The sequence below is a fragment of the Modicisalibacter tunisiensis genome, from assembly GCF_020148005.1.
Taxonomy (GTDB): domain Bacteria; phylum Pseudomonadota; class Gammaproteobacteria; order Pseudomonadales; family Halomonadaceae; genus Modicisalibacter; species Modicisalibacter tunisiensis.
The window spans coordinates 1,099,355-1,122,865 of record NZ_JAGXFD010000001.1 but is presented as its reverse complement, the minus strand read 5'-3'; the positions used below and the strand labels follow the sequence as shown (position 1 = coordinate 1,122,865).

23 protein-coding genes are annotated in these 23,511 nt (G+C 71.2%); 20 read left to right on the top strand and 3 right to left on the bottom strand.

The features are described from left to right. Window positions 1-81 precede the first annotated feature (81 nt). The 3 genes from KGQ91_RS05180 to KGQ91_RS05170 are packed head-to-tail and all read left to right on the top strand — an operon-like array spanning window position 82 to window position 1,843. Window positions 82-228 (top strand): hypothetical protein, encoded by a 147-nt coding sequence (locus tag KGQ91_RS05180; RefSeq protein ID WP_163647872.1) that lies wholly within the window; start codon window positions 82-84, stop codon window positions 226-228. After that, window positions 228-950: a metal ABC transporter ATP-binding protein gene (locus KGQ91_RS05175; RefSeq protein ID WP_163647873.1), complete on the top strand. Its 723-nt coding sequence runs from the start codon at window positions 228-230 to the stop codon at window positions 948-950. Before KGQ91_RS05180 ends, KGQ91_RS05175 begins: the two co-directional genes overlap by 1 nt. Next, window positions 947-1,843: a metal ABC transporter permease gene (locus KGQ91_RS05170; RefSeq protein WP_163647874.1), complete on the top strand. Its 897-nt coding sequence runs from the start codon at window positions 947-949 to the stop codon at window positions 1,841-1,843. The genes KGQ91_RS05175 and KGQ91_RS05170 overlap by 4 nt, the downstream gene beginning before the upstream one ends. A gap of 4 nt (window positions 1,844-1,847) precedes the next feature. Here KGQ91_RS05170 and KGQ91_RS05165 read toward each other — a convergent pair whose 3' ends face one another. Continuing rightward, window positions 1,848-2,669 carry a YrhK family protein gene (locus tag KGQ91_RS05165; RefSeq protein ID WP_163647875.1) on the bottom strand — a complete coding sequence of 274 codons (822 nt, stop codon included), beginning with the start codon at window positions 2,667-2,669 and terminating at the stop codon, window positions 1,848-1,850. A 101-nt stretch (window positions 2,670-2,770) separates the two neighbouring features. Between KGQ91_RS05165 and KGQ91_RS05160 the strand changes: the two genes are divergently transcribed. Further along, window positions 2,771-3,733 carry a metal ABC transporter solute-binding protein, Zn/Mn family gene (locus KGQ91_RS05160; protein ID WP_224420443.1) on the top strand — a complete coding sequence of 321 codons (963 nt, stop codon included), beginning with the start codon at window positions 2,771-2,773 and terminating at the stop codon, window positions 3,731-3,733. A 37-nt stretch (window positions 3,734-3,770) separates the two neighbouring features. On the opposite strand, the gene KGQ91_RS16845 is transcribed toward KGQ91_RS05160, so the two are convergent. Continuing rightward, complete coding sequence (locus KGQ91_RS16845; protein ID WP_224421379.1) at window positions 3,771-3,881, bottom strand: YSIRK-type signal peptide-containing protein; 111 nt, start codon at window positions 3,879-3,881, stop codon at window positions 3,771-3,773. A gap of 264 nt (window positions 3,882-4,145) precedes the next feature. On the opposite strand from KGQ91_RS16845, the gene KGQ91_RS05150 reads away from it, so the two are divergent. The 7 genes from KGQ91_RS05150 to KGQ91_RS05120 all read left to right on the top strand — a co-directional run bounded on the left by KGQ91_RS05150 (window position 4,146) and on the right by KGQ91_RS05120 (window position 12,792). Continuing rightward, complete coding sequence (locus tag KGQ91_RS05150) at window positions 4,146-4,811, top strand: ABC transporter ATP-binding protein (protein ID WP_163647877.1); 666 nt, start codon at window positions 4,146-4,148, stop codon at window positions 4,809-4,811. Beyond that, complete coding sequence (locus KGQ91_RS05145) at window positions 4,808-7,318, top strand: ABC transporter permease (RefSeq protein ID WP_224420442.1); 2,511 nt, start codon at window positions 4,808-4,810, stop codon at window positions 7,316-7,318. The genes KGQ91_RS05150 and KGQ91_RS05145 overlap by 4 nt, the downstream gene beginning before the upstream one ends. Continuing rightward, on the top strand, window positions 7,315-8,463 hold the full coding sequence (locus KGQ91_RS05140) for a lipocalin-like domain-containing protein (RefSeq protein WP_224420441.1): 1,149 nt from the start codon (window positions 7,315-7,317) through the stop codon (window positions 8,461-8,463). Before KGQ91_RS05145 ends, KGQ91_RS05140 begins: the two co-directional genes overlap by 4 nt. 338 nt (window positions 8,464-8,801) lie before the next feature. Beyond that, the gene (gene gloA / locus KGQ91_RS05135; protein WP_163647879.1) at window positions 8,802-9,338 is read left to right on the top strand and encodes a lactoylglutathione lyase; all 537 of its coding nucleotides are present in this window, start codon (window positions 8,802-8,804) and stop codon (window positions 9,336-9,338) included. A gap of 204 nt (window positions 9,339-9,542) precedes the next feature. After that, the gene (locus KGQ91_RS05130) at window positions 9,543-11,624 is read left to right on the top strand and encodes an FUSC family protein (RefSeq protein ID WP_224415997.1); all 2,082 of its coding nucleotides are present in this window, start codon (window positions 9,543-9,545) and stop codon (window positions 11,622-11,624) included. Continuing rightward, the gene (locus KGQ91_RS05125) at window positions 11,614-11,844 is read left to right on the top strand and encodes a DUF1656 domain-containing protein (protein WP_224415998.1); all 231 of its coding nucleotides are present in this window, start codon (window positions 11,614-11,616) and stop codon (window positions 11,842-11,844) included. Before KGQ91_RS05130 ends, KGQ91_RS05125 begins: the two co-directional genes overlap by 11 nt. A 3-nt stretch (window positions 11,845-11,847) precedes the next feature. Continuing rightward, window positions 11,848-12,792 carry an efflux RND transporter periplasmic adaptor subunit gene (locus KGQ91_RS05120; RefSeq protein ID WP_224415999.1) on the top strand — a complete coding sequence of 315 codons (945 nt, stop codon included), beginning with the start codon at window positions 11,848-11,850 and terminating at the stop codon, window positions 12,790-12,792. A gap of 324 nt (window positions 12,793-13,116) precedes the next feature. Here KGQ91_RS05120 and KGQ91_RS05115 read toward each other — a convergent pair whose 3' ends face one another. Then, window positions 13,117-14,079: an ABC transporter substrate-binding protein gene (locus tag KGQ91_RS05115; protein WP_224420440.1), complete on the bottom strand. Its 963-nt coding sequence runs from the start codon at window positions 14,077-14,079 to the stop codon at window positions 13,117-13,119. Window positions 14,080-14,290: 211 nt separating this feature from the next. Here KGQ91_RS05115 and KGQ91_RS05110 point away from each other — a divergent pair, with 211 nt between their 5' ends. From KGQ91_RS05110 to KGQ91_RS05070, 9 genes are all read left to right on the top strand, one after another. Further along, window positions 14,291-14,839 carry a C40 family peptidase gene (locus tag KGQ91_RS05110; RefSeq protein WP_377172845.1) on the top strand — a complete coding sequence of 183 codons (549 nt, stop codon included), beginning with the start codon at window positions 14,291-14,293 and terminating at the stop codon, window positions 14,837-14,839. 123 nt (window positions 14,840-14,962) lie between these two features. Beyond that, entirely contained in the window at window positions 14,963-15,595 is a 633-nt protein-coding gene (locus KGQ91_RS05105; RefSeq protein WP_163647885.1) for a peroxiredoxin, read from the top strand. A gap of 343 nt (window positions 15,596-15,938) precedes the next feature. Next, the gene (locus KGQ91_RS05100) at window positions 15,939-17,315 is read left to right on the top strand and encodes a V-type ATP synthase subunit B (protein WP_224420439.1); all 1,377 of its coding nucleotides are present in this window, start codon (window positions 15,939-15,941) and stop codon (window positions 17,313-17,315) included. Beyond that, window positions 17,272-17,886, top strand: coding sequence for a V-type ATP synthase subunit D (locus KGQ91_RS05095; RefSeq protein ID WP_224420438.1), 615 nt, complete (start codon window positions 17,272-17,274; stop codon window positions 17,884-17,886). Before KGQ91_RS05100 ends, KGQ91_RS05095 begins: the two co-directional genes overlap by 44 nt. Beyond that, a complete protein-coding gene (locus KGQ91_RS05090; RefSeq protein ID WP_224420437.1) occupies window positions 17,883-19,682 on the top strand; it encodes a V-type ATP synthase subunit I in 1,800 nt (599 codons plus the stop codon). Before KGQ91_RS05095 ends, KGQ91_RS05090 begins: the two co-directional genes overlap by 4 nt. Further along, complete coding sequence (locus tag KGQ91_RS05085) at window positions 19,670-20,116, top strand: ATP synthase subunit C (protein ID WP_163647889.1); 447 nt, start codon at window positions 19,670-19,672, stop codon at window positions 20,114-20,116. Before KGQ91_RS05090 ends, KGQ91_RS05085 begins: the two co-directional genes overlap by 13 nt. A 10-nt stretch (window positions 20,117-20,126) precedes the next feature. After that, complete coding sequence (locus tag KGQ91_RS05080; protein ID WP_224420436.1) at window positions 20,127-20,801, top strand: ATPase; 675 nt, start codon at window positions 20,127-20,129, stop codon at window positions 20,799-20,801. A gap of 13 nt (window positions 20,802-20,814) precedes the next feature. Then, window positions 20,815-21,501 (top strand): DUF2764 family protein, encoded by a 687-nt coding sequence (locus KGQ91_RS05075; protein ID WP_224420435.1) that lies wholly within the window; start codon window positions 20,815-20,817, stop codon window positions 21,499-21,501. Further along, window positions 21,498-23,387, top strand: a complete 1,890-nt coding sequence (locus KGQ91_RS05070) for a V-type ATP synthase subunit A (RefSeq protein ID WP_224420434.1) — start codon at window positions 21,498-21,500, stop codon at window positions 23,385-23,387. Before KGQ91_RS05075 ends, KGQ91_RS05070 begins: the two co-directional genes overlap by 4 nt. Window positions 23,388-23,511 lie beyond the last annotated feature (124 nt).

Genomic DNA, 23,511 nt, shown 5'->3' with positions numbered 1-23,511 from the left:
GGGCGACCCGTCGCGGACGATTGGCCACGCTGTTTTGTTATGTTATAACTTTTTGCCGTTTTCCCGAGATCGAGCCCCGCCATGCCGCATCGACACCGCCACCGCCCCGACGGGCCCTGTCACTTCTCGCTGATGTCGCTGTCGGCCCGCCGCCGGCTGCTGATGGCCCTGGTGCCGCTGGCGGTGCTGTGGCTGGCGGCGGCCTGGGCCGGGGGGCTGCTGGGCTGATGGCGCGGCTGGCACTCCACGACCTGGCGCTGGCCCAGGGCGGGCGCACGGTGATCGAGCATCTCGCGGGGGCCTTCCCGGACGCCGCCATCACCGCGCTGATCGGCGCCAACGGGGCGGGCAAGAGCACGCTGATCCAGGCGATCATGGGCGTGCTGCCGCCCATCGCCGGTCGCATCGAGTGCACGATTCCCCGCGAACGCCGCGCCTGGCTGCCCCAGCAGCTGGCGCTGGACCTGAGCTTTCCGATGAGCGTCGAGGAGCTGGTGATGACCGGCAGCTGGCCGACCCGCGGCGCGCTCCGGGGCTACCGGCCGGACCAGTACCGCCAGGCCCGCGAGATCATGCAGCGCCTGGGCATCTCGCAGCTCGCCCACCGGCCGCTGGGCGAGCTTTCCGGCGGGCAGCGCCAGCGTGCCCTGCTGGGGCGCACCCTGATGCAGGAGGCCGAGCTGCTGCTGCTCGACGAGCCCTTCGCCAATGTCGATGCCGACACCGTCACCGTGCTTACCGGGGTGCTGCGCGACATGGCCCGGGCCGGCACCACCATCGTGGTGGTCCTCCACGACCGCGACCAGCTCGCCGCGCTGGCCGATCGCGTGCTGCTGCTGGCCGAGGGCCGCGGCCACTGGCACGACCCGCAGGAGCTGCTGCAATCCGGCGGCATGGCGGCCGCCCCCGCGCCCCTGCCCCTGCACCTCGCCCGCGGAGCAACGCGATGATCGATACCCTTCAGGCCCTGCTCGTCTCCCCGCTGACCGACTACGGCTTCATGAAGCGGGCGCTGGTCGCCGGCCTGGCCCTGTCGCTGGCCGCCCCGCCGCTGGGGGTGTTCCTGATGCTGCGCGGCATGAGCCTGCTCGGCGACGCCATGGCGCACGCCATCCTGCCGGGCGTGGCGCTGGGCTTTCTGCTCGCCGGCTTCTCGCTGCCGGCGATGAGCCTCGGCGGCATCCTGTCCGGGCTGCTGGTGGCGGGGCTGGCGGGCAGCGTGTCGCAGCTCACCGGCCATCGCGAGGACGCGGCGATGGCCAGCTTCTACCTGATCTCGCTGGCCGCCGGGGTGATGCTGGTGTCGCTGGGCGGCAGCAGCGTCGACCTGACCCATGTGCTGTTCGGCTCGATCCTGGCCGTGAACACCACGGCGCTGTGGCTGATCGCCGGGGTCGCCAGCGTGACCGTGCTGGTCATGGCGATGGCCTTCCGCGCGCTGGTGGTGGAGTGCCTGGACCCGCTGTTCCTGCGCGGCCAGGGCGTGCACAGCGGCCTCATCCAGGGGCTGTTCCTGGGGCTGGTGGTGCTCAACCTGACCGCCGGCTTCCAGACCCTGGGCACGCTGATGGCGGTGGGGCTGATGATGCTGCCGGCCACCGCTGCGCGCTTCTGGTCGAAGCGCCTGGAAGGGCTGATGGCCGTCGCCGTGGTGATCGCGCTGTTCGCCAGCACCGGCGGGCTGCTGCTGTCGTATCACCTGGGCCTGCCCTCGGGGCCGAGCATCATCCTGCTGGCCGGCGGGGTGTATCTGCTGTCGACCCTGCTGGGCCGCTACCACAGCCTGCTGGCCCGCGTGCGCCGGCGCGCGACACCGCTGGACACGGCCGACGAGAGCGCCTGACCGCTCAGGGCATGCCGCGGGCGGGCAGCGACTCGGCACGCCAGGCGGCGCGGAACTCGGCCGCGCTGATCTCGCCGTGCAGGTAGGCGATGAGCAGCGCATCGTCGCTGGCGTGGCGGGCCTCGCCGTCGCGACGGCGGCGCATGATCAGGCAGGCCCGGTAGTAGTTGAACACGCCGCCGAGGAAGAACAGCACGCTGCCGACCAGGTACTGCCAGGCGAAGAAGGTGAACAGCCGCTGCGCGTCGTGGTGGGTGTCGAAGGTCCACAGGTAGGGAATGGACGCGACCACGAACAGCACCGAGCCGACGACGAAGGTGACCGCGGTGAGGTTGGTCATCTGCAGCGACAGCAGCGACGGTGCCTGGACCACCTGCAGCACGTTGACGCAGGCGCCGAGCACGAACAGCGCCGAGCCGATGACGAAGCACCAGGCGCCGGCGATGAGCCAGCCCCACCAGCTGAGGAAGAACAGGCTGCCGGCGGTGAACAGCAGGGTGCCGCCGAGATAGCTGGAGGCGGCGATCATCTCGAGCCGCTTGCCCATGGCGTGATGACGACTGCCCTGCCAGAACTTGCGCACCTCGAGCATGTCGTGGCCGGTCACCACCAGGTAGAGCAGCGAGCCGATGAAGAAGACCCAGGCGCCGACGTCCTCGTAGGGATGGAAGCGCGGAAAGAAGAAGACACTGCCGACGATGAACAGCAGCCCGCCCAGCTTGTAGAGCATCGCGTTCACGGTCTCCCAGCGAAAGTCGGCACGCCATTCGGGCCGGTCGCGGTTGAGGGCGGAGCGCTTGGGGCGGTTGGTGAACAGATGCGGCACGGCGAGACGTCCTTGCGGTGGGCGCTCGCCATCGTAGCAAACCTGCCGCCCATCCCGTAGCCGACGATGCCGGCGGCAGCCCTCACGAAGGAGACAATCTCATGCGTCATGCACTGCTGGCCGGCCTGATCGTCGGCCTTTCCGGCGTCACCACCGCCAGCCAGGCCGCCGAACCGCTCGACGTGGTCGCCAGCTTCAGCGTGCTGGCCGACATGGCCGAGCAGGTGGGCGGCGAGCACGTCGAGGTGACCAGCCTGGTCGGCCCCGACAGCGACAGCCACGTCTATACGCCCAGCCCGGTGGACGTGCGCCGCATCGCCGGGGCCGACCTGGTGATCTTCAACGGCCTGCAGCTGGAAGGCTGGATGAACCGGCTGCTCGACGCCAGCGGCTACCGGGGCGTCAAGGTCGTCGCCACCGACGGCATCGATCCACTGCACTTCACCGGCGCCGACCACGGCGAGGACGGCGCCGAGGGCGACGGCCATGACGACCACGCCGAGCACGCCGAGCACGCCACCCATGACCACGGCGACCTGGACCCTCACGCCTGGCTGGATGTCGGCCGCGCCGAGCAGTACGTGGCCAACATCCGCGACGGCCTGATCGCGGCCGACCCGGCTCACGCCGACGCCTATCGCCGTCGCGCCGACGACTACCTGACGCGCCTCGACAGCCTGGACGCCGAGATCCACCGGCTGATCGACGCCATTCCCGCCTCAAGGCGGGTGGTGGTCAGCGGCCACGACGCCTTCGACTACTTCGCCGATGCCTACGGCGTGCGCTTTCTCTCCCCGGTGGGGCTCAACACCGCCGCCGAGCCCGCCGCCGCCGACATGGCCAGTCTGATCGACTTCCTCAAGCACAACCGCATCCCGGCGCTGTTCTACGAGAACATCACCAGCCCCGCGCTGATCCGCCAGCTCGCCGAGGAAACCGGCATCCCCGTGGCCGGCACCCTCTATTCCGGCGCCCTGGCCGCCGAGGGCGAGGCCGCCACCTACGAGGGCATGATGCGCCACAACGCCAAGACCATGCATGACGGCCTCGCCGGGGCGAAATAGGGGGCCCTTCACAACGCTGCCTCTTGCGGGAGGGGATTCATCCCCGCCAGCGGCGGCTCGGTGGCGGGTGCATCGCGACTGAAGTCGCTCCCACGGCCAGCTTCCGGATGAACGACCGTTCACAACGCTGCCTCTTGCGGGAGGGGATTCATCCCCGCCAGCGGCGGCTCGGTGGCGGGTTCATCGCGACTGAAGTCGCTCCCACGGCCAGGCCCCGGATGAACGACCTTTCACAACGCTGCCTCTTGTGGGAGGGGATTCATCCCCGACAGCGGCGGCTCGGTGGCGGGTGCATCGCGACTGAAGTCGCTCCCACGTGGAGGCTTGGGAGCCCCTCTAAGACCAACGGTGAGCGAGTGTTTTCCCCGGGCTTTGCTAATATGCTCGGACATGCCCGCAAGAGAGCCCGGCGATGCTGCAACTGACCGACGTGGCCAAGAGCTACCCGACGCCCCAGGGGCCGCTGTTCGTCCTCGACGGCATCGACCTGCATCTGGCCCCCGGCGAAAGCCTGGCGCTGATGGGCGAGTCGGGCAGCGGCAAGTCGACGCTGTTGCACCTGGCCGCGGGGCTCGACGTGCCCGACCGCGGCGAGATCCACTTCCACGAGCGGGCGCTGTCGGCGCTCGACGAACCCGCCCGCGCCGACCTGCGCCGTCGCCACCTGGGGCTGGTGTTCCAGCAGTTCCACCTGGTGCCCAGCCTGGCGGTGATCGACAACCTGACCCTGCAGGCCCGTCTCGCCGATCGCGAGGACCCCGACTGGACCGACCACCTGCTCGAGCGCCTGGGCCTGACCGGGCTCGAGCAGCGCTACCCCGAGCAGCTCTCCGGCGGCCAGCAGCAGCGTCTGGCAATCGGCCGGGCGCTGGCGCCGCGCCCCGACCTGCTGCTCGCCGACGAACCCACCGGCAACCTGGATGAAGCCGCCGCGGACCGGGTGCTCGCGCTGCTGCACGAGCTGATTCACGAGAGCCGCTGCGCGCTGCTGATGGTCACCCACAGCGCGCGGGTCGCCGCCCCGCTGGACCGCTGCCTGCGCCTGCATTACGGCCGCCTGGAGCCGGGCGAGCCATGAGCGGGCGCCGTCCGGCCCGGCGTGCCGGCGTGGTGGGCGTGACGCTGGCCACCCTGCTGTCCCACTACCGCCGCCATCCCGGCCAGCTGGCCATGCTGCTGCTGGGGCTGTGGGTGGCCGGCGCGCTGTGGAGCAGCGTGCAGGCCATCAACGCCACCGCCCGCGACAGCTACGCCCGGGCCGAGGCCCTGTTCGAGACCCGGCTCGACCGCATCGAGCGCCGTGACGGCACGCCGCTGTCACCGGCCACCTATGCGGCCCTGCGCCGCGACGGCATGGCGGTCTCGCCGCTGGTAGCGGGCGAGCTGACCCTGGCAGGCAGCGCCGCCGGGGAAGCGCCGCTTCGCCTGCTGGGCATCGACCCGCTGACCCTGCCCGGGACCTCGCCGCTGGCCCGCCGCACCGGCGATGCCGCCTCGCTGCGCGACTGGCTGCTGCCGCCGCACCGCCTGCGCGCCGCCCCCGACGTGGCCGACGCCGCCCGGCGCGACCCGCGCCTGCCGCCGGTGGAAGTGGACCCCGGCCTGCCGCCCGCCACCCTGGTCACCGACATCGGCGTCGCCCAGCGGCTGCTGGGGCTGGCGGGCCCCACCCGGCTGGTGATCGCCCCCGAGGCTCCCGCCGAGCTGCCCGACGCCCTGATGCGCATCCCGGCCCGCCAGCTGGCCTCGCCGGGCCAGCTCGCCGACAGCTTTCACCTCAATCTGACCGCCATGGGGCTGCTGGCGCTGGTGGTCGGCCTGTTCATCGTGCATGCCGCCCTGGGGCTGGCGCTGGAACAGCGTCTGGGCCTGCTGCGCACGCTGCGCGCCCTGGGCGTGCCGGGCCGCACCCTGGTCGTCGCCCTCGGTCTGGAACTGCTGACCCTGGGTCTGGTCGGCGCCGGGCTGGGCATCCTCGGCGGCGTGCTGCTGGCCCGGCTGCTGCTGCCGGATGTCGCCGCCAGCCTGGCGTCGCTCTACGACAGCCACGTCGGCACCCGCCTGGCGCTGCCCTGGCACTTCTGGCTGGGCGGCGTGGCCATCATCCTCGGTGGGCTGGCCAGCGCCGGCGCGGGCCTGCTGTGGCGGGTCGCGCGGCTCGACGTGCTGGCACTGGGCCATGCCCAGGCCTGGCGGGCCCGGCTGGGCGGCCTGCTGCGCCGGCAGGCCTGGGCCGGCGGCGCCCTGATCATGCTGGCCGCGGGGCTCGGCGGCTGGCTGTGGCTGACCGGCGACCGGCAGCTGGTCGCCGGCTTCGTGATGGTCACCGCGGCGCTGCTCGGCGTGACCCTGTGGCTGCCCGCCTGGCTGGCCGGTAGCTGGCGGCTCGCGGCCCGGCTCGGTCGGCGCCGGGCACTCTGGGCCTGGGCGCTGGCCGACCTGCAGCTGCAGCTGCCGCGCCTGCAGCTGCCGATGATGGCCCTGCTGCTGGCGCTGGCCACCAACCTGGGGGTGAGCAGCATGGTCGGCGGCTTTCGCCTGACCTTCCTCGACTGGCTCGACCAGCGCCTGCTCGCCGATCTCTACCTCCACCCCGAGGCCGAGCGCCACGACGCGCTGCAGGCCTGGCTCGCCGACCAGCCGGAGGTCGCCACGCTGCTGCCGGCGCGCCATGCCGAGGCCACGCTGCTCGACGCCGCGGCGCAGTCGGCGGCCCCGGTGGCACTGTTCGGCATCCGCCCCGCGGCGGTGCTGCGCGCGCACTGGCCGCTGCGTCTGCCCGCGGCAGAGCGTGACGCGGCCTGGCAGGCGCTGGCGGCGGGCGAGGTGTTCGTCAACGAGCAGCTGGCCAACCGCTATCGCCGCCGCCCCGGCGACACCCTCACGCTGCGCGGTGCCGACGGCCGCCGCCACCGGCTGAGCATCGCCGCGATCTATCCCGACTACGGCAACCCCCGCCCCGAGGTGGTCATGCCCGTGGCACGGCTGACCCGCGTGTTCGCCGCGCCCCCCGGCAGCCTCGGCGTGGTGCTGCGCGACGCGCCCGGGTCACGTCGCCAGCGGCTCGACGCCCTCGTCACACGGCTCGCCGCCCGCTTCGGCCCTGCCACGGCCGAATCCGCGATCGACCAGCAGGCGCTGAAGGCGGACGCGACCCGGGTCTTCGAACGCACCTTCGCCATCACCCGCGCCCTCGACGCCCTGACCCTCGGCGTGGCCGCCCTGGCCCTGCTGACCACCCTGCTGGCCCAGGCCGGGACCCGTCGCGCCCAGCTGGCGCCGCTCTGGGCGCTGGGCGTGTCGCGCCGGCGGCTGGTCGGCGTGCAGTGCCTGCAGCTCACCGGTACCGCGCTGGGCACGGCCTTGCTGGCGCTGCCCCTGGGCCTCGCCCTGGCCTGGGCGCTGGTGGCGGTGATCAACGTCGCGGCCTTCGGCTGGCGGCTGCCGCTGCACCTCTTTCCGCTGCAGCTGCTCGTCACCCTGGGGCTGGCGGTGCTGGTCGCCGGCCTGGCCGCGCTGCTGCCCGCCTGGCGCCTGTGGCGGATGCCGCCCCGCCAGCTGCTTCAGGAGTTCGCCGCGACATGAAACACCTCAAGACGCTGCTGGCCGGGGTGCTGGTCGCCCTGCTGGCCGTCGGCCTCTGGCGGGGCTGGCACTCGACGCCGGAACAGGACACGGCCCGCGGCTACGCCGGCCTGGGCAGCGCCGCCGAGGGCTACGCCGAGGCCCGCCCCGGCGACCGGCTCGTCTTTCCCGCCGACCACGGCGCGCACCCCGACTACCGCATCGAGTGGTGGTACCTGACCGCCAACCTCGAGGACGCCGCGGGCCGGCCGTTCGGCATCCAGTGGACGCTGTTCCGCCAGGCCCTGGCGCCGCCCGGCGCGACCGAGGCGGCCCCCGACTCGCCCTGGACGAGCCGCCAGCTGTGGATGGCCCATGCCGCGGTCTCCACGCCCGACGGGCACCGCGCCGCCGAGCGCTTCGCCCGCGACATGACCCCGGCCGAGGGCCCGGGGCCGGCGGGGGTGCGCGCCGCGCCCTTCGCCGCCTGGCTGGACGACTGGCGACTCGCCGCCCCCGACGGCACGGACAGCGGTCTCGACGCTCTCACCGTGCGCGCCGCCGGCGACGGCTTCGCCTATCGCCTGACGCTCGCGGCACACGGCCCGCGGGTCATCCACGGCGACCACGGCTTCAGCCGCAAGTCCGCCGACGGCCAGGGCTCGATCTACTACAGCCAGCCGTTCTACCGGATCGCCGGCACGCTGACGGTGGATGGCGAAGAGCACGCGGTGAGCGGCCGCGCCTGGCTGGACCGCGAATGGAGCAGCCAGCTGCTGGGGCCGGGGCAGTCGGGCTGGGACTGGTTCTCGCTGCATCTCGCCGGCGGGGCCAAGTTGATGGCGTTTCGCCTGCGCGGTGCCGGCCGCTCGGGCGGCGACTACCTCTCGGGGAGCTGGATCGCCGCCGACGGCACCGTCACGCCGCTCGACGGCGACGCCCTGCGCCTGACGCCGCTGACACGCCAGACGGTCGCCGGTCGTGAGCTGCCCACCGCCTGGCGCGTGCAGGTGCCCGCGCAGGCACTCGATGTGCGCGTCGCGGCGGTGCATCCCGACCAGTGGATGGCCACCACCTTCGCCTACTGGGAAGGCATGGTGCGCGTCACGGACACGCAGGACGGCACGCCCCGGGGCGTCGGCTACCTGGAGATGACCGGCTACTGAGCCCCGCGCTTGGCGGCACCGGGGCGGCGTGGCAGGCTAGGTGTGTAAACCTGCCAGGTTGCTCACGGGCCCCCACCCTGCTGATTGGGGCGGTAATCCAGGCTGTCGGCCTTCCGGAAGAGCCTGCAGGCGGGGGGCCCGACAGTGCGGGCCCTGGAGGGTGCTTGTGGGAGAGGATTCATCCTCGACAGCGGCGGCCCGGTGGCGAGTTCATCGCGACTGAAGTCGCTCCCACAGCCAGACTCCGGATGAACAACCTGCCGAAAGATCACAGCTAGACGACAGGCCCCGGGGCGCCGGCGACCCAGCGCCCCTCGATTCTCAAGCAAGGAGCTTCCATGACCCTGTTCACCGAAGAACATCCCGGCGTCGAGACCCATGTGCCGCCGGAAACCGCCGGCTTCACGCTCAATCACAGCATGCTGCGGGTCAAGGATCCCCGGCGCTCGCTGGCCTTCTACAGCCGGGTCTTCGGCATGCGCGTGCTGCGCAAGCTGGACTTCGAGGAGATGCAGTTCACCCTCTACTTCCTGGCACGCCTCGAGGAGGAGGACGAGGTCCCCGAGCAGACCTGCGACCGCACCATCTGGACCTTCAACCAGCGCGGCCTGCTGGAGCTGACCCACAACTGGGGCACCGAGGACCAGGCCGACTTCGCCTACCACGACGGCAACAGCGAGCCCCAGGGCTTCGGCCACATCTGCTTCTCGGTCCCCGACCTCGGCAGCGCCGTGCAGTGGCTCGACGAGAACGGCGTCGAGTTCGTCAAGCGCCCGGAACAGGGCAAGATGAAGAACGTCGCCTTCGTCAAGGACCCGGACGGCTACTGGATCGAGATCCTCGAGCCGGCGCTGATGGGCAACGTCGGCGCCTGACCCGCCGCGCCCGGCCGTCGCCGGGCGCGCCTCCTGCCCTCTCCCCCCGCTTTTCCGCTTTCCCGAGGGTCGCCGCGAGGTGACGAGGTCGCCGCGAGGTGGACGAGAGAGTGATTCGGCTATAGCATTAGCATGCTAACATTAAGCCTTGTACTTTCACTCTCTTGCCGGACACCCGTCCGCCGGTCCGGCGGACCGACCGCTATGTCACGAATCCCCCTCGACCACTGGCTGCTGGTGCTGCGTACCGTGCTGGCCGCCTGGCTGGCGCTGTTCCTGTCGATGCGCCTGAACCTGTCGCAGCCCGCCTGGGCGGTGCTGGCGGTGATGATCGTCACCCTGCAGCCGGTGATGTTCACCGGCGGCACCCCGCCGATCGGCATCATCATCGGGCGCAGCATCGCCCGGCTGTTCGGCACCCTGTTCGGCGCCATCGCCGGGCTGGTGCTGATCGTGCTGTGCGCCCAGCAGCCGATGCTCTACCTGCTGTTCGGCGGCGCCTGGCTGGCGCTGTGCATGTATCTGGTGATCCTCGAGCAGGACGCCTACCTCTCCTATGTGGTGATGCTCAGCGGCTACACCGCCACCCTGGTCTCGCTGACGGCGATCGGCACCGGCGTCGAGGGGGTCTGGACGACGGCGCTGGCCCGCTTCACCGAGACCTCGCTGGGCATCGGCTGCGGGCTGCTGATGCATATCCTCATCGCCCCGCGCTTCGGCAGCCACGGCCTGCCCGGCGTGCTCTCGCGGCTGATCGCCGATGCCGCCGGCGAGGCGCTGGCCGTGCTCGACGGCACGCCGCAGGGCACCCTGGATGCTCGCTTCAAGGCCCTGCACGGCCACTATCAGCGCTTCGAGTCGCTGCGCGGGCTGGCCCGCCTGGAGGCCCGCCGCTGGCGTCATGTGGTGCCGGCACTGGACCGCTTCGCCAGCGACGCCCTGGCCCTGCTCACCGGCCTGCGCGAGCTCGAGGAGGCCTGCGCCTACCTGCGCGCCTGCCCCGATGGCCCGCGCTGGCTGGCGCGGCTGCACGACGATGCCCGGCCCCTGCTCCGGGAGCTCCAGCGCCACCCCGGTGGCGATGACGCGCCGGCGGCCGCGCTCCCCGAGCTCGACTGGGGCGACGAGCGCGTCTCGCCGCGCACCCGCGTGCGGGCGACGCTGGTGCGCCAGCGCCTCGGCGAGGTGCTGACCCTGCTGCGTCACGGCCGCCACCTGCACCATGCCCTGGAGGATCCGCAGCACCCGCGGGTCGACGCCCTGCCGCGCCAGCCGCGGGCACGCACCACCGACAACGAGCACGGTGTGGCCCGCTACAACGCCCTGCGGGTGTTCGTCGCCTTCGAGCTGCTCGGCCAGTTCTGGATCCACAGCGGCTGGCACTCCGGCTACCTGGCGCAGATGCTGCTCGGCGTGTTCAGCATGCTGTTCGCCAAGGCCCCCAATCCCACGGCGGTGGTCTGGCAGTTCCTGTGGGGCACGATCTCGGCGGTCCTGCTGGGCGGCGTGCTGCTGTTCCTGGTGCTGCCCCTGATCAACGGCTTCTTCCTGCTGGCCCTGGCCCTGGCCGTGCCGATCGCCATCGGCACCCTGCTCACGCCCTACCCGCGCTGGGCGGGGATGGGGCTGTCGGGGGCGGTCACCATGATGACCCTGCTCAACCTGCACACCACCTACAGCTATACGCCGCAGACCTACATCAACGGCGGCCTGGCCGCGGTGATCGGCACGCTCGCCGCCATGCTCACCTACTCGCTGTTCCGTCAGCCGTCGCCGGCGGAGCGCATCGACACCCTGATGGCGGCGTTCTGGCGCGGCCTGTGGCGACTGACGCGCAACCCGGTGTCGGCGCTGCCCGAGCGGCCCTGGCTGGAGAGCCGCCTCTACGATCGCCTCGGCCGCCTGGTGGCGCTGGGCGGCAGCGAGGAGCGCCTGCGCGAGGCCCTCGACCTGCACGCCCTGGCGATGTGCAGCTGGCGGCTGCGCCGGATGCGCGACGACCTCGCGCCGTTTCGCGCCGAGATCGAGACCTGGCTGGAACACATCGGCCGCCAGGCCGCCGCCCGCAACCGCCACGACGACGCCTTCTGGCGTCGCCAGGCCGAGCAGGCCGAGCAGTGGGTGGCGCGCCTCTATCACCAGACGCGGCTGCCGCTGGCGGTCATCGGCGAGATGGGCATGCTGGCGCACCTGATGCGCAGCGCACCGGGCGCGCGTCTCGAGACGGCCGACGCGCCGGCTGCCGCCGACCGCGCCGCCCCGGGAGACCTTCCCCATGCTCGCTGAATGGTCGCTGCTGGGCTTCCTGGTCCCGCCGCTGGCGCTGCCGGTGCTGCTGGCCCTGGCGCTCTACCTGCTGGTCAAGCGCCTGCTGACGCGGTTGCGTCTCTATCACTGGTTCTGGCATCCGCTGCTGCTGGATGTCGCCCTCTATATCCTGCTGCTGTGGGCGGTACTGTCCCTGTCGGGGGCGCTGCCCATCGGCGACCCCGCAACGCGAGGCTGACCCATGACACTCGATCCACGACTCCGCAAGAGCCTGCGCCTGCTGCTGACCGTCGCCGTGGTGCTGGCGGCGCTGGCCGCCGTGACCCGGATCTGGGACCACTACATGCACGACCCCTGGACCCGGGACGGGCGCATCCGCGCCGACGTCGTCCACCTGGGCACCGACGTCGCCGGCCTGGTCGACGACCTCGAGGTCCACGACAACCAGCGGGTCGACGCCGGCGACGTGCTGTTCACCATCGATACCCGGCGCTACCGGCTGGCGCTGGACGCGGCCCAGGCCAACCTCCAGCGGCTCGAGAAGCGGCGCGACGAGGCCCGCGCCGCCAACAGCCGCCGCCAGCGGCTCAAGCAGTTCGCCTCGCAGGAGGACCGGGACAACGCCCGCTTCACCCTGGCCTCCGCCCAGGCCGCGGTGGCCGAGGCCCAGGTCAAGGTGCGCAAGGCACGCCTCGACCTCGAGCGTGCCACCGTGCGCGCCCCGGTCGACGGCTACGTGACCAACCTGCAGCTGCGCCCGGGCCAGTACGTCAATGTCGGTGCCGATGCCCTGACCCTGGTCGACGCCCACAGCTTCTACGCCCAGGGCTACTTCGAGGAAACCAAGCTCGATGACATCCACATCGGCGACACGGCGCGCGTCCAGCTGCTCTCCAGCCGGGCGCCGGTCTGGGGCCACGTGACCAGCTACGCCCGCGGCATCACCGACAACAGCCTGGCCAACCAGGGCAGCGGCCTGGCGGCGGTCAACGCCTCCTTCGACTGGGTCCGCCTGTCGCAGCGCATCCCGGTGCGCATCGCCCTGGACGACGTGCCGCCGGGCACCAAGCTCTCGGCGGGGCTTACCGCCACCATCTACCTCGGCGAGGACCGCCGGCAGCGCGCCAGTACGCCGCCCTGGCTGGCCACGGTACGGCGGTGGTGGGAGAGCCTGATCAGCATCTGAGTCCCTCGGCCCGCTGCGGACACCGTCCCCCGCAACGAGAGGATGTGCGCCGACAGTGCGGGCCCGGAAGGAGGGTGCGCAAGCGGGTACATCGCGACTGGAGTCGCTCCGCGGACAGGTTCCGGATAGACAGTCCTTCACAATGAGGCTTCTTGTGGGAGGGGATTCATCCCCGACGGCGGCGGCCCGGTGGCGGGTTCATCGCGACTGAAGCCGCTCCCATGGGCAGGCTCCGGATGCCCCCTGCCGAGGGATCACAGCCCCCGCAACGAACGAGGCCGCCCGATGGGCGGCCTCGTCGTGTCCGGCGCGACGCGTGCGAGATCAGGCGTCCAGGTCGAAGGCCGCCTTGACCGCCGGCCAGGCCGGCTGGCCGGCGGCGGTGGTCACGCCCTCCAGGAAGCCCTTGACCTTGGCCGGGTGCGCCTGCATCCACGCGACGGCGACCTTGTCGGCGGGCTTTTCCTCGTAGCCGTAGCCGCGGATCATCGCGCTCTGGTCGTCGGCGGTGAACGTCAGCTGATCGAGCAGCCGGGTGACGTTGGGGTTGGCGTCGGCAAACGCCTTGGTCACCAGGGTCCTGACGTCACTGCGCCCACCGTCCGGCCCCCACAGATCCTTGGGGTCGTCCAGATAGGCGATGTCGTACTCGATGTTCATCCAGTGCGGCGTCCAGCCGGCGAAGACGATCCACTGGTGCTCGTTCATGGCCGCCTTGGCGGCCCCCAGCATGCCCGGCGTGGAGGTCTCGGACAGCTTCCAGTCGCCCAGCCCGTAGAGGTTCTTGTCGGCGCCCGCGTTGAGCTGGTCGCTCATCCCGGTGCCGGCCTCGATGGAGTACACGGTACGCCCGAAGCGCTCGGCGTTCTCCGGCTTGTTCAGGTCCTCGGCGGAGGTCACCCCGGCCTCGTAGACATAGGTGGGCACCGCAAAGCCGATCCGCGCGCCGTCGACGTTGTTGCCCAGGTCGACGAGGGTCTGCTTCTTCATCGCCGCGTCGTACATGCTCTGCTGGGCGGGCAGCCAGCCGGCGAGAAAGACGTCGACCTCGTTCTGGTTCATCGCCTGGTAGGTGATGGTGGCACCCAGCTGCTGCTGCTTGGTGGAGTAGCCCAGCGTATCGAGCAGCTGCGTGGCCAGTGCCGTCTTGACGGTCACCCCCGGCCAGGGCGGCACGGCGAAGGTCACGGGGTCGTCCGCCTGGGCGAATGCCAGACTGCTGGCGCCGAGCGTGCCGGTCATCAGGACGGCGCAAAGCCAGTGAGTACCCGAGTTTTGCAGCTTCATGCTTGTCTCCTCAACGCATCATTATTCTTTAAGGGGGTGACTATAACACATACTTATCGGCTGGCTTCCAGCCCCCGCCCCGGCTGATCGGAGGGTGGTAATCCTGGCCGGCCCGGGGGCGGATTCATCGCGACTGAAGTCGCTCCCCCGGCTAGGCTTATTCGAAAAGCCCTTGAGCAAGCCCTCGAAAAAGCCCGTCGGAGTCCGCCGCATGCCGTATCGCGCCCTCCTGCCCACGCGCCTCGCCATCCGCCCGCTATGCCGCGTGCTGCCACCTCGGCCCCTGGTCACGATCATGCAGCTCATCCTGCTGCTGGCCGTGCTCAGCCTCGCCGGATGCGCCGGGCCGCGGCTGCAGACGACCGACCTCGACGGCGGACAGGCGGCGCCGTTATCCATCGAACGGGCGATGATCCTCGCCAATGCCCGCCAGGCGCTGGGCACGCCCTATGTCCTGGGCGGCGCCTCGCGGCGGGGCGTGGACTGCTCGGGGCTGGTGCAGATGACCTATCGCGCCGCCGGCCTGCAGGTGCCGCGCACCGCCGAGCAGCAGTTCGAGGCGCTGCCGGCCCGTGACGTCGTCCGCCCCGGCGACCTGCTATTCTTCGGCTCGGGGGCGCGCGCCACCCACGTCGGCATCTATCTGGGCGACGGTCGGATGATCCATGCGCCGGGCCGCGGCCGCGAGGTGACCACCACGGCGCTGACGCTCGACTACTGGCAGACGCGCTTTCTCGGTGCGGCGGGGCCGGCGCCCTGACGCCGAGACTTATGTCTTGCGGCGCTTTTCTTGGTCCGAGGGGTTGTTTCCCCCGGCCACGCCCCCGATGTCATAGTAGCGAGTCACGATGTTTCTCATCGCTCCCAACCAAGGAGGTTCGACATGGCACTGCATCTCGGTGATACCGCTCCGGATTTCACCCAGGAAAGTACCGAAGGCACCATCCATTTCCATGAGTGGGCCGGCGACAACTGGGTCATCCTCTTCTCGCATCCCAAGGACTTCACCCCGGTCTGCACCACCGAGCTGGGCGAGGTGTCGCGACTCAAGCCGGAATTCGAGAAGCGCAACGCCAAGGCCATCGGCCTGTCGGTGGATCCGCTCGAGGACCACAAGGCGTGGGCCGGCGACATCCAGGAGACCCAGGGCCACGCCCTGAACTTCCCGCTGCTCGCCGACGCCGACCGCAAGGTCAGCGACCTCTACGACATGATCCACCCCAACGCCAACGACACCCTGACGGTGCGTAGCGTGTTCATCATCGACCCCGACAAGAAGGTCCGCCTGACCATCACCTACCCGGCCAGCACCGGCCGCAACTTCGCGGAGATCCTGCGGGTGCTCGACAGCCTGCAGCTCACCGACAACGAGAAGGTCGCCACGCCGGTCAACTGGAACAAGGGCGACGACTGCATCATCGTGCCGGCGCTGTCCAACGAGGAGGCCAAGCAGCGCTTCCCGCAGGGCTGGGACGAGAAGAAGCCCTACCTGCGCATGGTCAAGCTCGACAAGTGATCCCTCGGTCCCGGCCGCTCGGCCGGGACCTCGTTGCTCCCGCCGCTCCCCCTGAGCGCTTTCCTCGACCCGCCGCCCTGCCACGCTTGATCCATATCAAGACTCGCGCGTTTTATGGGGCTGAGTGACAGCAGCGAATCCTTGCCGCCCACCTGAATCACGGCAAGCAACCCTGAAAAATCAGACGGATAAATGAACCCCTTCCGCTCGCGACGGCGAATCCGCGACGATTGGGGATTACGCTGCAGCGCAGTATGCTGGACCCGGGTCCACGACGGTGCCGGGCGCGCCGCGGCCCACCCTCGTCAACCGGGGCGGCCCGAGCCGCCGAAGGAGGCGTCGCATGGCGGAAACCGTCACCTCGTTTCAGGGCATCACCGCGATCGTCGGCGACATCGTCGAGATCGACGTGGCCGCCGCCCGGCGCATGGGGCTGATGCCGCGCAACCGCGAGCTGGCGCTGATCGAGCAGGACGGCCGCCCCTTCTCGCTGGCCCAGGTGGTGCGTCTGGCCCACGACAGTGCCTCGCTGCAGGTGTTCGCCGGCACAAAGGGCCTGTCCAGCCGCGCCGGCATCCGCTTTCTCGGCGAGATGCTGCGCGCCATCTACTCCGAGAACATCTACGGCCGGGTCTTCGACGGTGCCGGCCGTCCGATCGACGGCGGCCCGAGGCTGGCCGACGATCGCCGCATCGCCATCGCCGGGCCCACCGTCAATCCCATGTCGCGGATCCTCGCCTCGCGCATGATCCGCACCGACATCCCCATGATCGACGTCTTCAACTGCCTGGTGGAGAGCCAGAAGATCCCCATCTTCTCGGTGCCCGGCGAGCCCTACAACGCCCTGCTGGCGCGCATCGGCATCCAGGCCGACGCCGACGTGGTGGTGTTCGCCGGGCTGGGGCTGATCTTCGACGACTTCCACACCTTCCGGCAGGCCTTCGAGGATGCCGGCGTGCTGTCGCGCACCGTGATGTTCGCCAACCTGGCCTCCGACCCGGTGGTCGAGCGCACCCTGATCCCCGACCTGGCGCTGGCGGTGGCCGAGCACCTGGCGGTCGAGGAGGGCAAGCGGGTGCTGGTGCTGATGACCGACATGACCGCCTTCGCCGATGCCCTGAAGGAGATCGGCATCGCCATGGAACACATCCCCTCCAACCGCGGCTACATGGGCGATCTCTACTCGCAGCTGGCGCGCCGCTACGAGAAGGCCTGCGACTTCCGCGGCGCCGGCTCGGTGACCATCCTCTCGGTGACCACCATGCCGGGCAACGACGTCACCCACCCGGTCCCCGACAACACCGGCTACATCACCGAGGGGCAGTTCTACCTCCACGACGGCATGCTCGACCCGTTCGGCTCGCTCTCGCGGCTCAAGCAGCACGTGATCGGCAAGCAGACCCGCGAGGACCATGGCGCGCTGATGAACACCATGATCCGCTACTACGCCGAGGGCACGGAGGCCGAGCAGAAGCAGGCGATGGCCTTCGATCTGTCGGATCGCGACCGCCGCCTGATGCGCTTCGCCGCCGCCTTCCGCGAGCGCTTCATGCGCCTCGACGTGCGCCAGCCGCTGGAGGCGGCACTGGATGCCTGCTGGACGCTGCTCGCCGAGTGCTTCACGCCCGACGAGGTGGTGATCAAGCAGTCCCTCAAGGAAACCTACTGGCCCGAGCATGCAGACACCCGCCCTCAACAAGAGCTCCCTGAGTCGTCTTGAGCGCCAGCGCACGCTCTATCGCCGCTACCTGCCGGCGCTGGAGATGAAGCAGCGCACCCTGCTGATCCAGCGCCAGCAGAGCGCCGAGCGCCTGGCGACCCTGCGCGAACGCGCCAAGCGCCAGCAGGCCACGGTGGGCCGCGAGCTGCCGATGCTCGCCGATACCGACGTACCGCTGGAGGGCCTGGTGCGCGTGGCCACGCTGCGCCTGGGCCGCGAGAACCGCGTCGGCGTGAGCCTGCCGACGCTGGCCGAGCTGACCCTGGAGCGCACGCCCTACGACCGGCTGGCCCAGCCGCACTGGATCGATACCCTGGTCGAGCGCCTCGAGACCCGCCTGCGCCTCGAGGTCGAGACGCGCATCGAGACCCGCCGGCTAGCCCGCCTCGACGAGGCCGTGCGCACCGTCACCCAGCGTGTCAACCTGTTCGCCAAGGTGATGATCCCGCGCCTCGAGAAGGCCATCGCGCGCATCGAGCTGTATCTGGCCGACCAGGAGCGTGCCGCGGTGGTCCGCGCCAAGCTGGCCAAGCGCAAGCTCGCCGCCGGCGGGCGGGGGGCCATGCGATGAGCATCGCCCCCATGCAGCGGGTGACCCTGATCGGCCTGGCCGAGCGCAAGCGCGAGATCCTGCGTCGCCTGCAGGCGCTGGGCGTCGCCCACGTGATCATGCGCGGCGCGGCGGTCGAGGAGGACCGTCGCGAGCACCTCGAGCTGCGCGCGGCCCTCGACTACCTGCTCGACAGCCCGCTGCGCCGCCGCCTGCAGCGACCCGGCGAGATGCCCGAGCTGGCGGCGCTGCTCGAGACCATTCACACCAACCGCCGCCGCCGCGAGGATGTCGTCGACCGCCTGACGCTGCTGCGCCGCCATCGCCGCGCCCTGGCCCCCTGGGGCGAATTCCGCTTCCCGCCGCTCGAGGAGCTCGGCGGCCGCCGCCTGTGGCTCTACCTGGTACCGCTCGGCCGCCGCGAGGCGATCGATGCCATCGAACTGCCCTGGGCGATCGTCAACCGCGACCACCGCAACCTCTACCTGGCGGTGATCGCCGCCGACGAGCCGACGCCCGAGCAGGTGCCGTTCGCCCGCTCGCACACCGGCGGCCGCTCGCTGACCGATATCCGCGCCCTCGAGCAGGCCGCCCACGGCGAGCTCGAGGAACTCGATGCCGAGCGCTACGTGCTGACCCGCTGGATCGCCAGCCTCGCCGACCGGCTGGCCCGCGCCGCCGACGACGCCGCGCTGGGCCGGGTGATGCGCGAGGGCGACGACGACGCACAGCTGTTCGTGCTCGACGCCTGGGTGCCGCGCCGCGCGATGGCGACGCTGAAGACGCTGTGCCGCGACGGCGATGTGGCGCTGCACGAACGCCCGCCGCGCCCCGACGAGGAACCGCCGGTGCTGCTCGACAACCCCGAGTGGCTGGCCGGCGGCGAGGAGGCGGTGAAGTTCTTCCAGCTGCCCGGCTATCGCAGCGCCGACCCCTCGGCGATGGTCTACGTGTCGTTCGTGCTGTTCTTCGCCATCATCCTCGCCGACGCCGGCTACGCACTGGCCTTCGGCGCCCTGGTATGGCTGGCCCGGCGGCGCTGGAAGCGCAGCGTCATCGGCCGCCGCCTGGGCAGCATGGGCCTGGCGATGAGCGGCGGCGCGCTGCTCTACGGCATCCTGCTGGGCAGCTACTTCGGCCTCGCCCCGCCGCCGGGCACGCCGCTCGCCGCCCTGCAGTGGCTGTCGATCGACGACTTCGGCGCCATGATGACGCTGTCGATCGCCATCGGCGTGCTGCACCTGATCGCCGCCAACGCGCTGGCCGCCTGGTACGCCCGGCCGCGGCGGCTGGCACTGGGCAACCTCGGCTGGATCCTGCTGCTGGGCGGCGGCTTCGCCCTGTGGCGGGTCACCCAGGGCGCGCTGCCGACGCCGCGACTGCCCTGGCTGGCACTGATGGCCGGCGGCGCCCTGCTGGTGCTGCTGTTCTCGCGGGCGACGCCGTTCGACGGCTGGCGCCACGCCGCCCAGCGCCTGGTCGGCGGCCTGATCTCGCTGGGCGGGCTGTCGCAGGCCTTCGGCAACGCGCTCAGCTACATGCGCCTGTTCGCCCTGGGGCTGTCGAGCGCCTCGCTGGCGGTCACCTTCAATCAGCTCGCCGTCGACGCGGGCCACGCCGCGGCCGGCGCCGGCCCGCTGCTGTTCCTGGTGGTGCTGCTGCTCGGCCATGCCCTCAACTTCGCGCTGGCACTGATGGGCGGGGTCGTCCACGGCCTGCGCCTGAATCTCATCGAGTTCCTGCGCTGGGGCATCAAGGGCGAAGGGCGCCCCTATCAGGCATTCGCCAACAAGGAGGAATCGACGTGGATCAAGTGATACTGGTGCTCGGCTGGCTCGGCATCTATGCCCCGGTGGCGCTGGGCACCATCGGCAGCTCGATCGGCTGCACCCTGGCAGGCCAGGCGGCGGCGGGGGCGATGCTCGACGTCGAGAGCGGCTACGGCAAGTACATCGGCCTGGCGGCGATGCCCTCGACCCAGGCGATCCTGGGCATCGTCATCATGTTCTCGCTCAATCGCGGCGTGACCCTGACCAACGCCCCGGGCCTGGCGGCGATCGGGGTGCTGTCGGGCGTGGCGCTGCTGTTCAACGGCGTCTACCAGGGGCGCTCGCTGGTCAGCGCCATCGACACCGTCAAGAACAAGCCCGAGGTGTTCGGCCTGTCGCTGGCCCCGGCGGCGATCGTCGAGGGCTTCGCGGTATTCACCTTCGTCTTCGCCCTGGTGCTGAGCGGCGCCCTGCCGCAGTGAGGAGCGCGACATGAGCACACCGTCACAGCCCGACAGCCACGGCATCCAGGCCCTGCTCGACACCCTGCGCGAGCAGGGCGTCGAGGCAGGCCGGCAGGAAGCCACCAAGCTGGTCGAGGAGGCCGAGCAGCGCGCCGCCTGGCTGGTCGACCAGGCCCGCGAGGAGGCCGCGCGGCTGACCCGCGAGGCCGAAGAAGAGGCCGCGCGGCTGCGCGAGGCCGGCCGCCAGGCCTTGACCCTGGCCTATCGCGACCTGTGCCTGACCGCCCGCGACACCTTCAGCCAGCAGTTCGCCGGCGAGCTGGAGACGCTGGTCCACGACACCCTCGACGACCCGGCGCTGCTCGCCCGGCTGATCCAGGAGGCGGCACGCCGCGCGCCGCTGCCCGAGGACGCCCGGGGCGAGGCGCTGCTGCCCTCGCGGGTGGTGGGCATCGACGAGCTGCGCGAGAACCCCGAGGCCCTGCACGAGGGCGCGCTGCCGGCGCTGCTCGCCCGGGTCGCCCGCGAGATGCTCGAGCGCGGCATCGTCCTCAAGGGCGACGACACCGTCGAGGCCGGGGTACGCTTCGTGCTCGACGACGGCCGCATCCATGTCGATCTCAGCGACCGGGCGATCGCCGGGCTGCTGCTGCGCCACCTCCAGCCGCGCTTCCGGGCGCTGCTCGAGGGCGTGATCGCCTGACCGGGAGCCTGCCGTGGCCGCCGACGCCTACCGCTACGTCACTCTGCTGTGCGCCCTGCCGGCGCTGCGCCGCCCCTTCCACTGGGAGCGCCCGCCGATCTCGCGGGTGCACCTCGAGCAGCGCCTGGACATGCTGGCGTCCGACGACCGGGCCCGGGTCGCGCGCATCGAGGCGCTGGTCCGGCCGCCGCATGCCGATCCGCCGCCGGACGCCGACGCGCTGCTGCGCGACGCCGCCCGGCTGCTCGCCGAGCTCGACTCGCCGCCGCTGCGCGAGTGGCTGCACTGGTGGCTGAGCGTGAAGGTGCTGACCGCCGCCCTGCGCGCCCGCCGCGACGGCCAGGCCGATCCCGGCGTGCTCGGCGAGGCGCCGCGAGTGGGGCGCGCGCTGCGCGAGCACTGGACGCACCCGACCTTCGCCCTGGCCCGCCACCATCCCTGGCTGGAGACCCTGGCGCCGCTGATCCAGGCCGGCGACGCCGCGGCGACCGAGCAGGCGCTGCTCGAGCTGGCCTGGCAGTATCTCGACCGCCGGCGCCCCGAGCCGCCCTACGGGCTCGCGGCGGTGGTCCACTACCTGCTGCGCTGGTCGCTGGTCGAGCGCGGCTGCCAGCGCGACGCGCAGCAGGCCGCCGAACGCTTCCGGGCGCTGCTCGACGCCATCCCCGATCTGGACGCATCCCTCGAGGCCGACTCATGACCGCCACCACCCCCGACACCCCGGACGCCACCGCCCACGTGATCGCCATCAACGACGACGTGGTCACCCTGCGGCTCGACGACCCCGAGGCCGGCCGCTGGATCAAGAACGAGGTGGTGCACCTGTGCCTGCCGCCCGACCCGGGCATGGAGCGCACCCATCTCGAGGCCGAGGTGCTGCGGGTGCGCGGTGCCGACGCCGACGCCCAGGTCTACGAGGACACCGCCGGGGTCGGCATCGGCGACCCGGTGATCCAGAGCGGCGAGCAGCTGGCGGTGACGCTCGGCCCGGGGCTGCTCGGGCAGGTCTACGACGGCCTGCAGAACCCGCTGCCGCGGCTCGAGGCGATCGGCGGGCGCTTCCTGCAGCGCGGTCTCGACGTGCCGGCGCTGGACCGCCAGCAGCGCTGGTCGTTCGAGGCGACGGTGCGCAGCGGCGACCGGGTGGTCGCCGGCGATGGGCTGGGCAGCGTCCAGGAAGGGCGCTTCGCCCACCGCATCTTCGTGCCCTTCGGCTGGGCAGGCCGCTTCACGGTGTCCTGGGTCCAGGCCGGCAGCGTCAATCTCGACGCGGTGATCGCCCGGCTGCGCGACGAGAACGGGCGGGAGCACCCGGTGACGCTGGCCCAGCGCTGGCCGGTGCGCCGGCCGCTGACCGCGACCCTGCAGGCCGGCGGCCGCACGCAGCGCACCTATCCGGACACCCCGCTGACCACCAGCCTGCGCCTGATCGACACCTTCTTCCCGATCGCCAAGGGCGGCACCGCCTGCATCCCCGGGCCGTTCGGCGCCGGCAAGACGGTGCTGCAGAACCTGATCTCGCGCTACTCCGACGTCGACATCGTGATCGTCGTCGCCTGCGGCGAGCGGGCCGGCGAGGTGGTCGAGACGATCAACGAGTTCCCCCAGCTCGCCGATCCGCGCACCGGCGGCACCCTGATGGACCGCACGATCATCATCTGCAACACCTCCTCGATGCCGGTGGCCGCCCGCGAGGCGTCGATCCACACCGGCATCACCCTCGGCGAGTACTACCGCCAGATGGGCTACGACGTGCTGCTGATCGCCGACTCCACCTCGCGCTGGGCGCAGGCGATGCGCGAGACCTCCGGGCGGCTCGAGGAGATTCCCGGCGAAGAGGCCTTTCCGGCCTACCTGGAGTCATCGATCCGCCAGCTCTATGAGCGCGCCGGGGTGGTCCGGACGCCGGCCGGCGACACCGGCAGCCTGACGCTGATCGGCACCGTCTCGCCGGCCGGGGGCAACTTCGAGGAGCCGGTCACCCAGGGCACCCTGAACACCGTCAAGACCTTCCTGGGACTGAGCTACGACCGCGCCTACCGACGCTTCTACCCGGCGGTCGACCCGCTGATCTCCTGGTCGCGCTACCGGGATCAGCTCGACCCCTGGTTCCGCCGCGAGATGGGCGGCGACTGGCGGCACCGCGTCGAGCGCCTGCAGCAGCTGCTGCGCGACGGCGACGACATCCAGCGCATGATGCAGGTCACCGGCGAGGAGGGCATCAGCGACGCGGACTTCCTGACCCAGCAGCAGGCGACGCTGGTCGATCGCGTCTACCTGCAGCAGGACGCCTTCGACCCGGTCGACGTCTCGACGCCGCTGGCGCGCCAGAAGGCGATGCTCGAGCTGCTCGACCACGTGGTGGCGATGCGCGGCCCCTTCGCCGACAAGGCGGCCATCCGCGCGACCTTCACCCGCCTGACCGACCTGTTTCACAACCTGAACGGGACCGCGAGCGACAGCGATGCCTACCGCCAGTATCGCGATCGTATCGAGGCCCTGGCGAGCGGGAAGCCGGACGCGGCGCAAACGCCCGCCCCCGGGCCCGACGACAGCGACAGCGACAGTGAAAGCGACGGCGGCTGAGCGGCCACGACGGCGCTCCCCGGCCTCGCCGCAACAACGGGGAATATGGTTATTCCAAGATCATAGAGGCAGAAATTTCTTCGCGGGCGGCGAGTCGCTATAGTTTCGGGCCTGACAACAACCG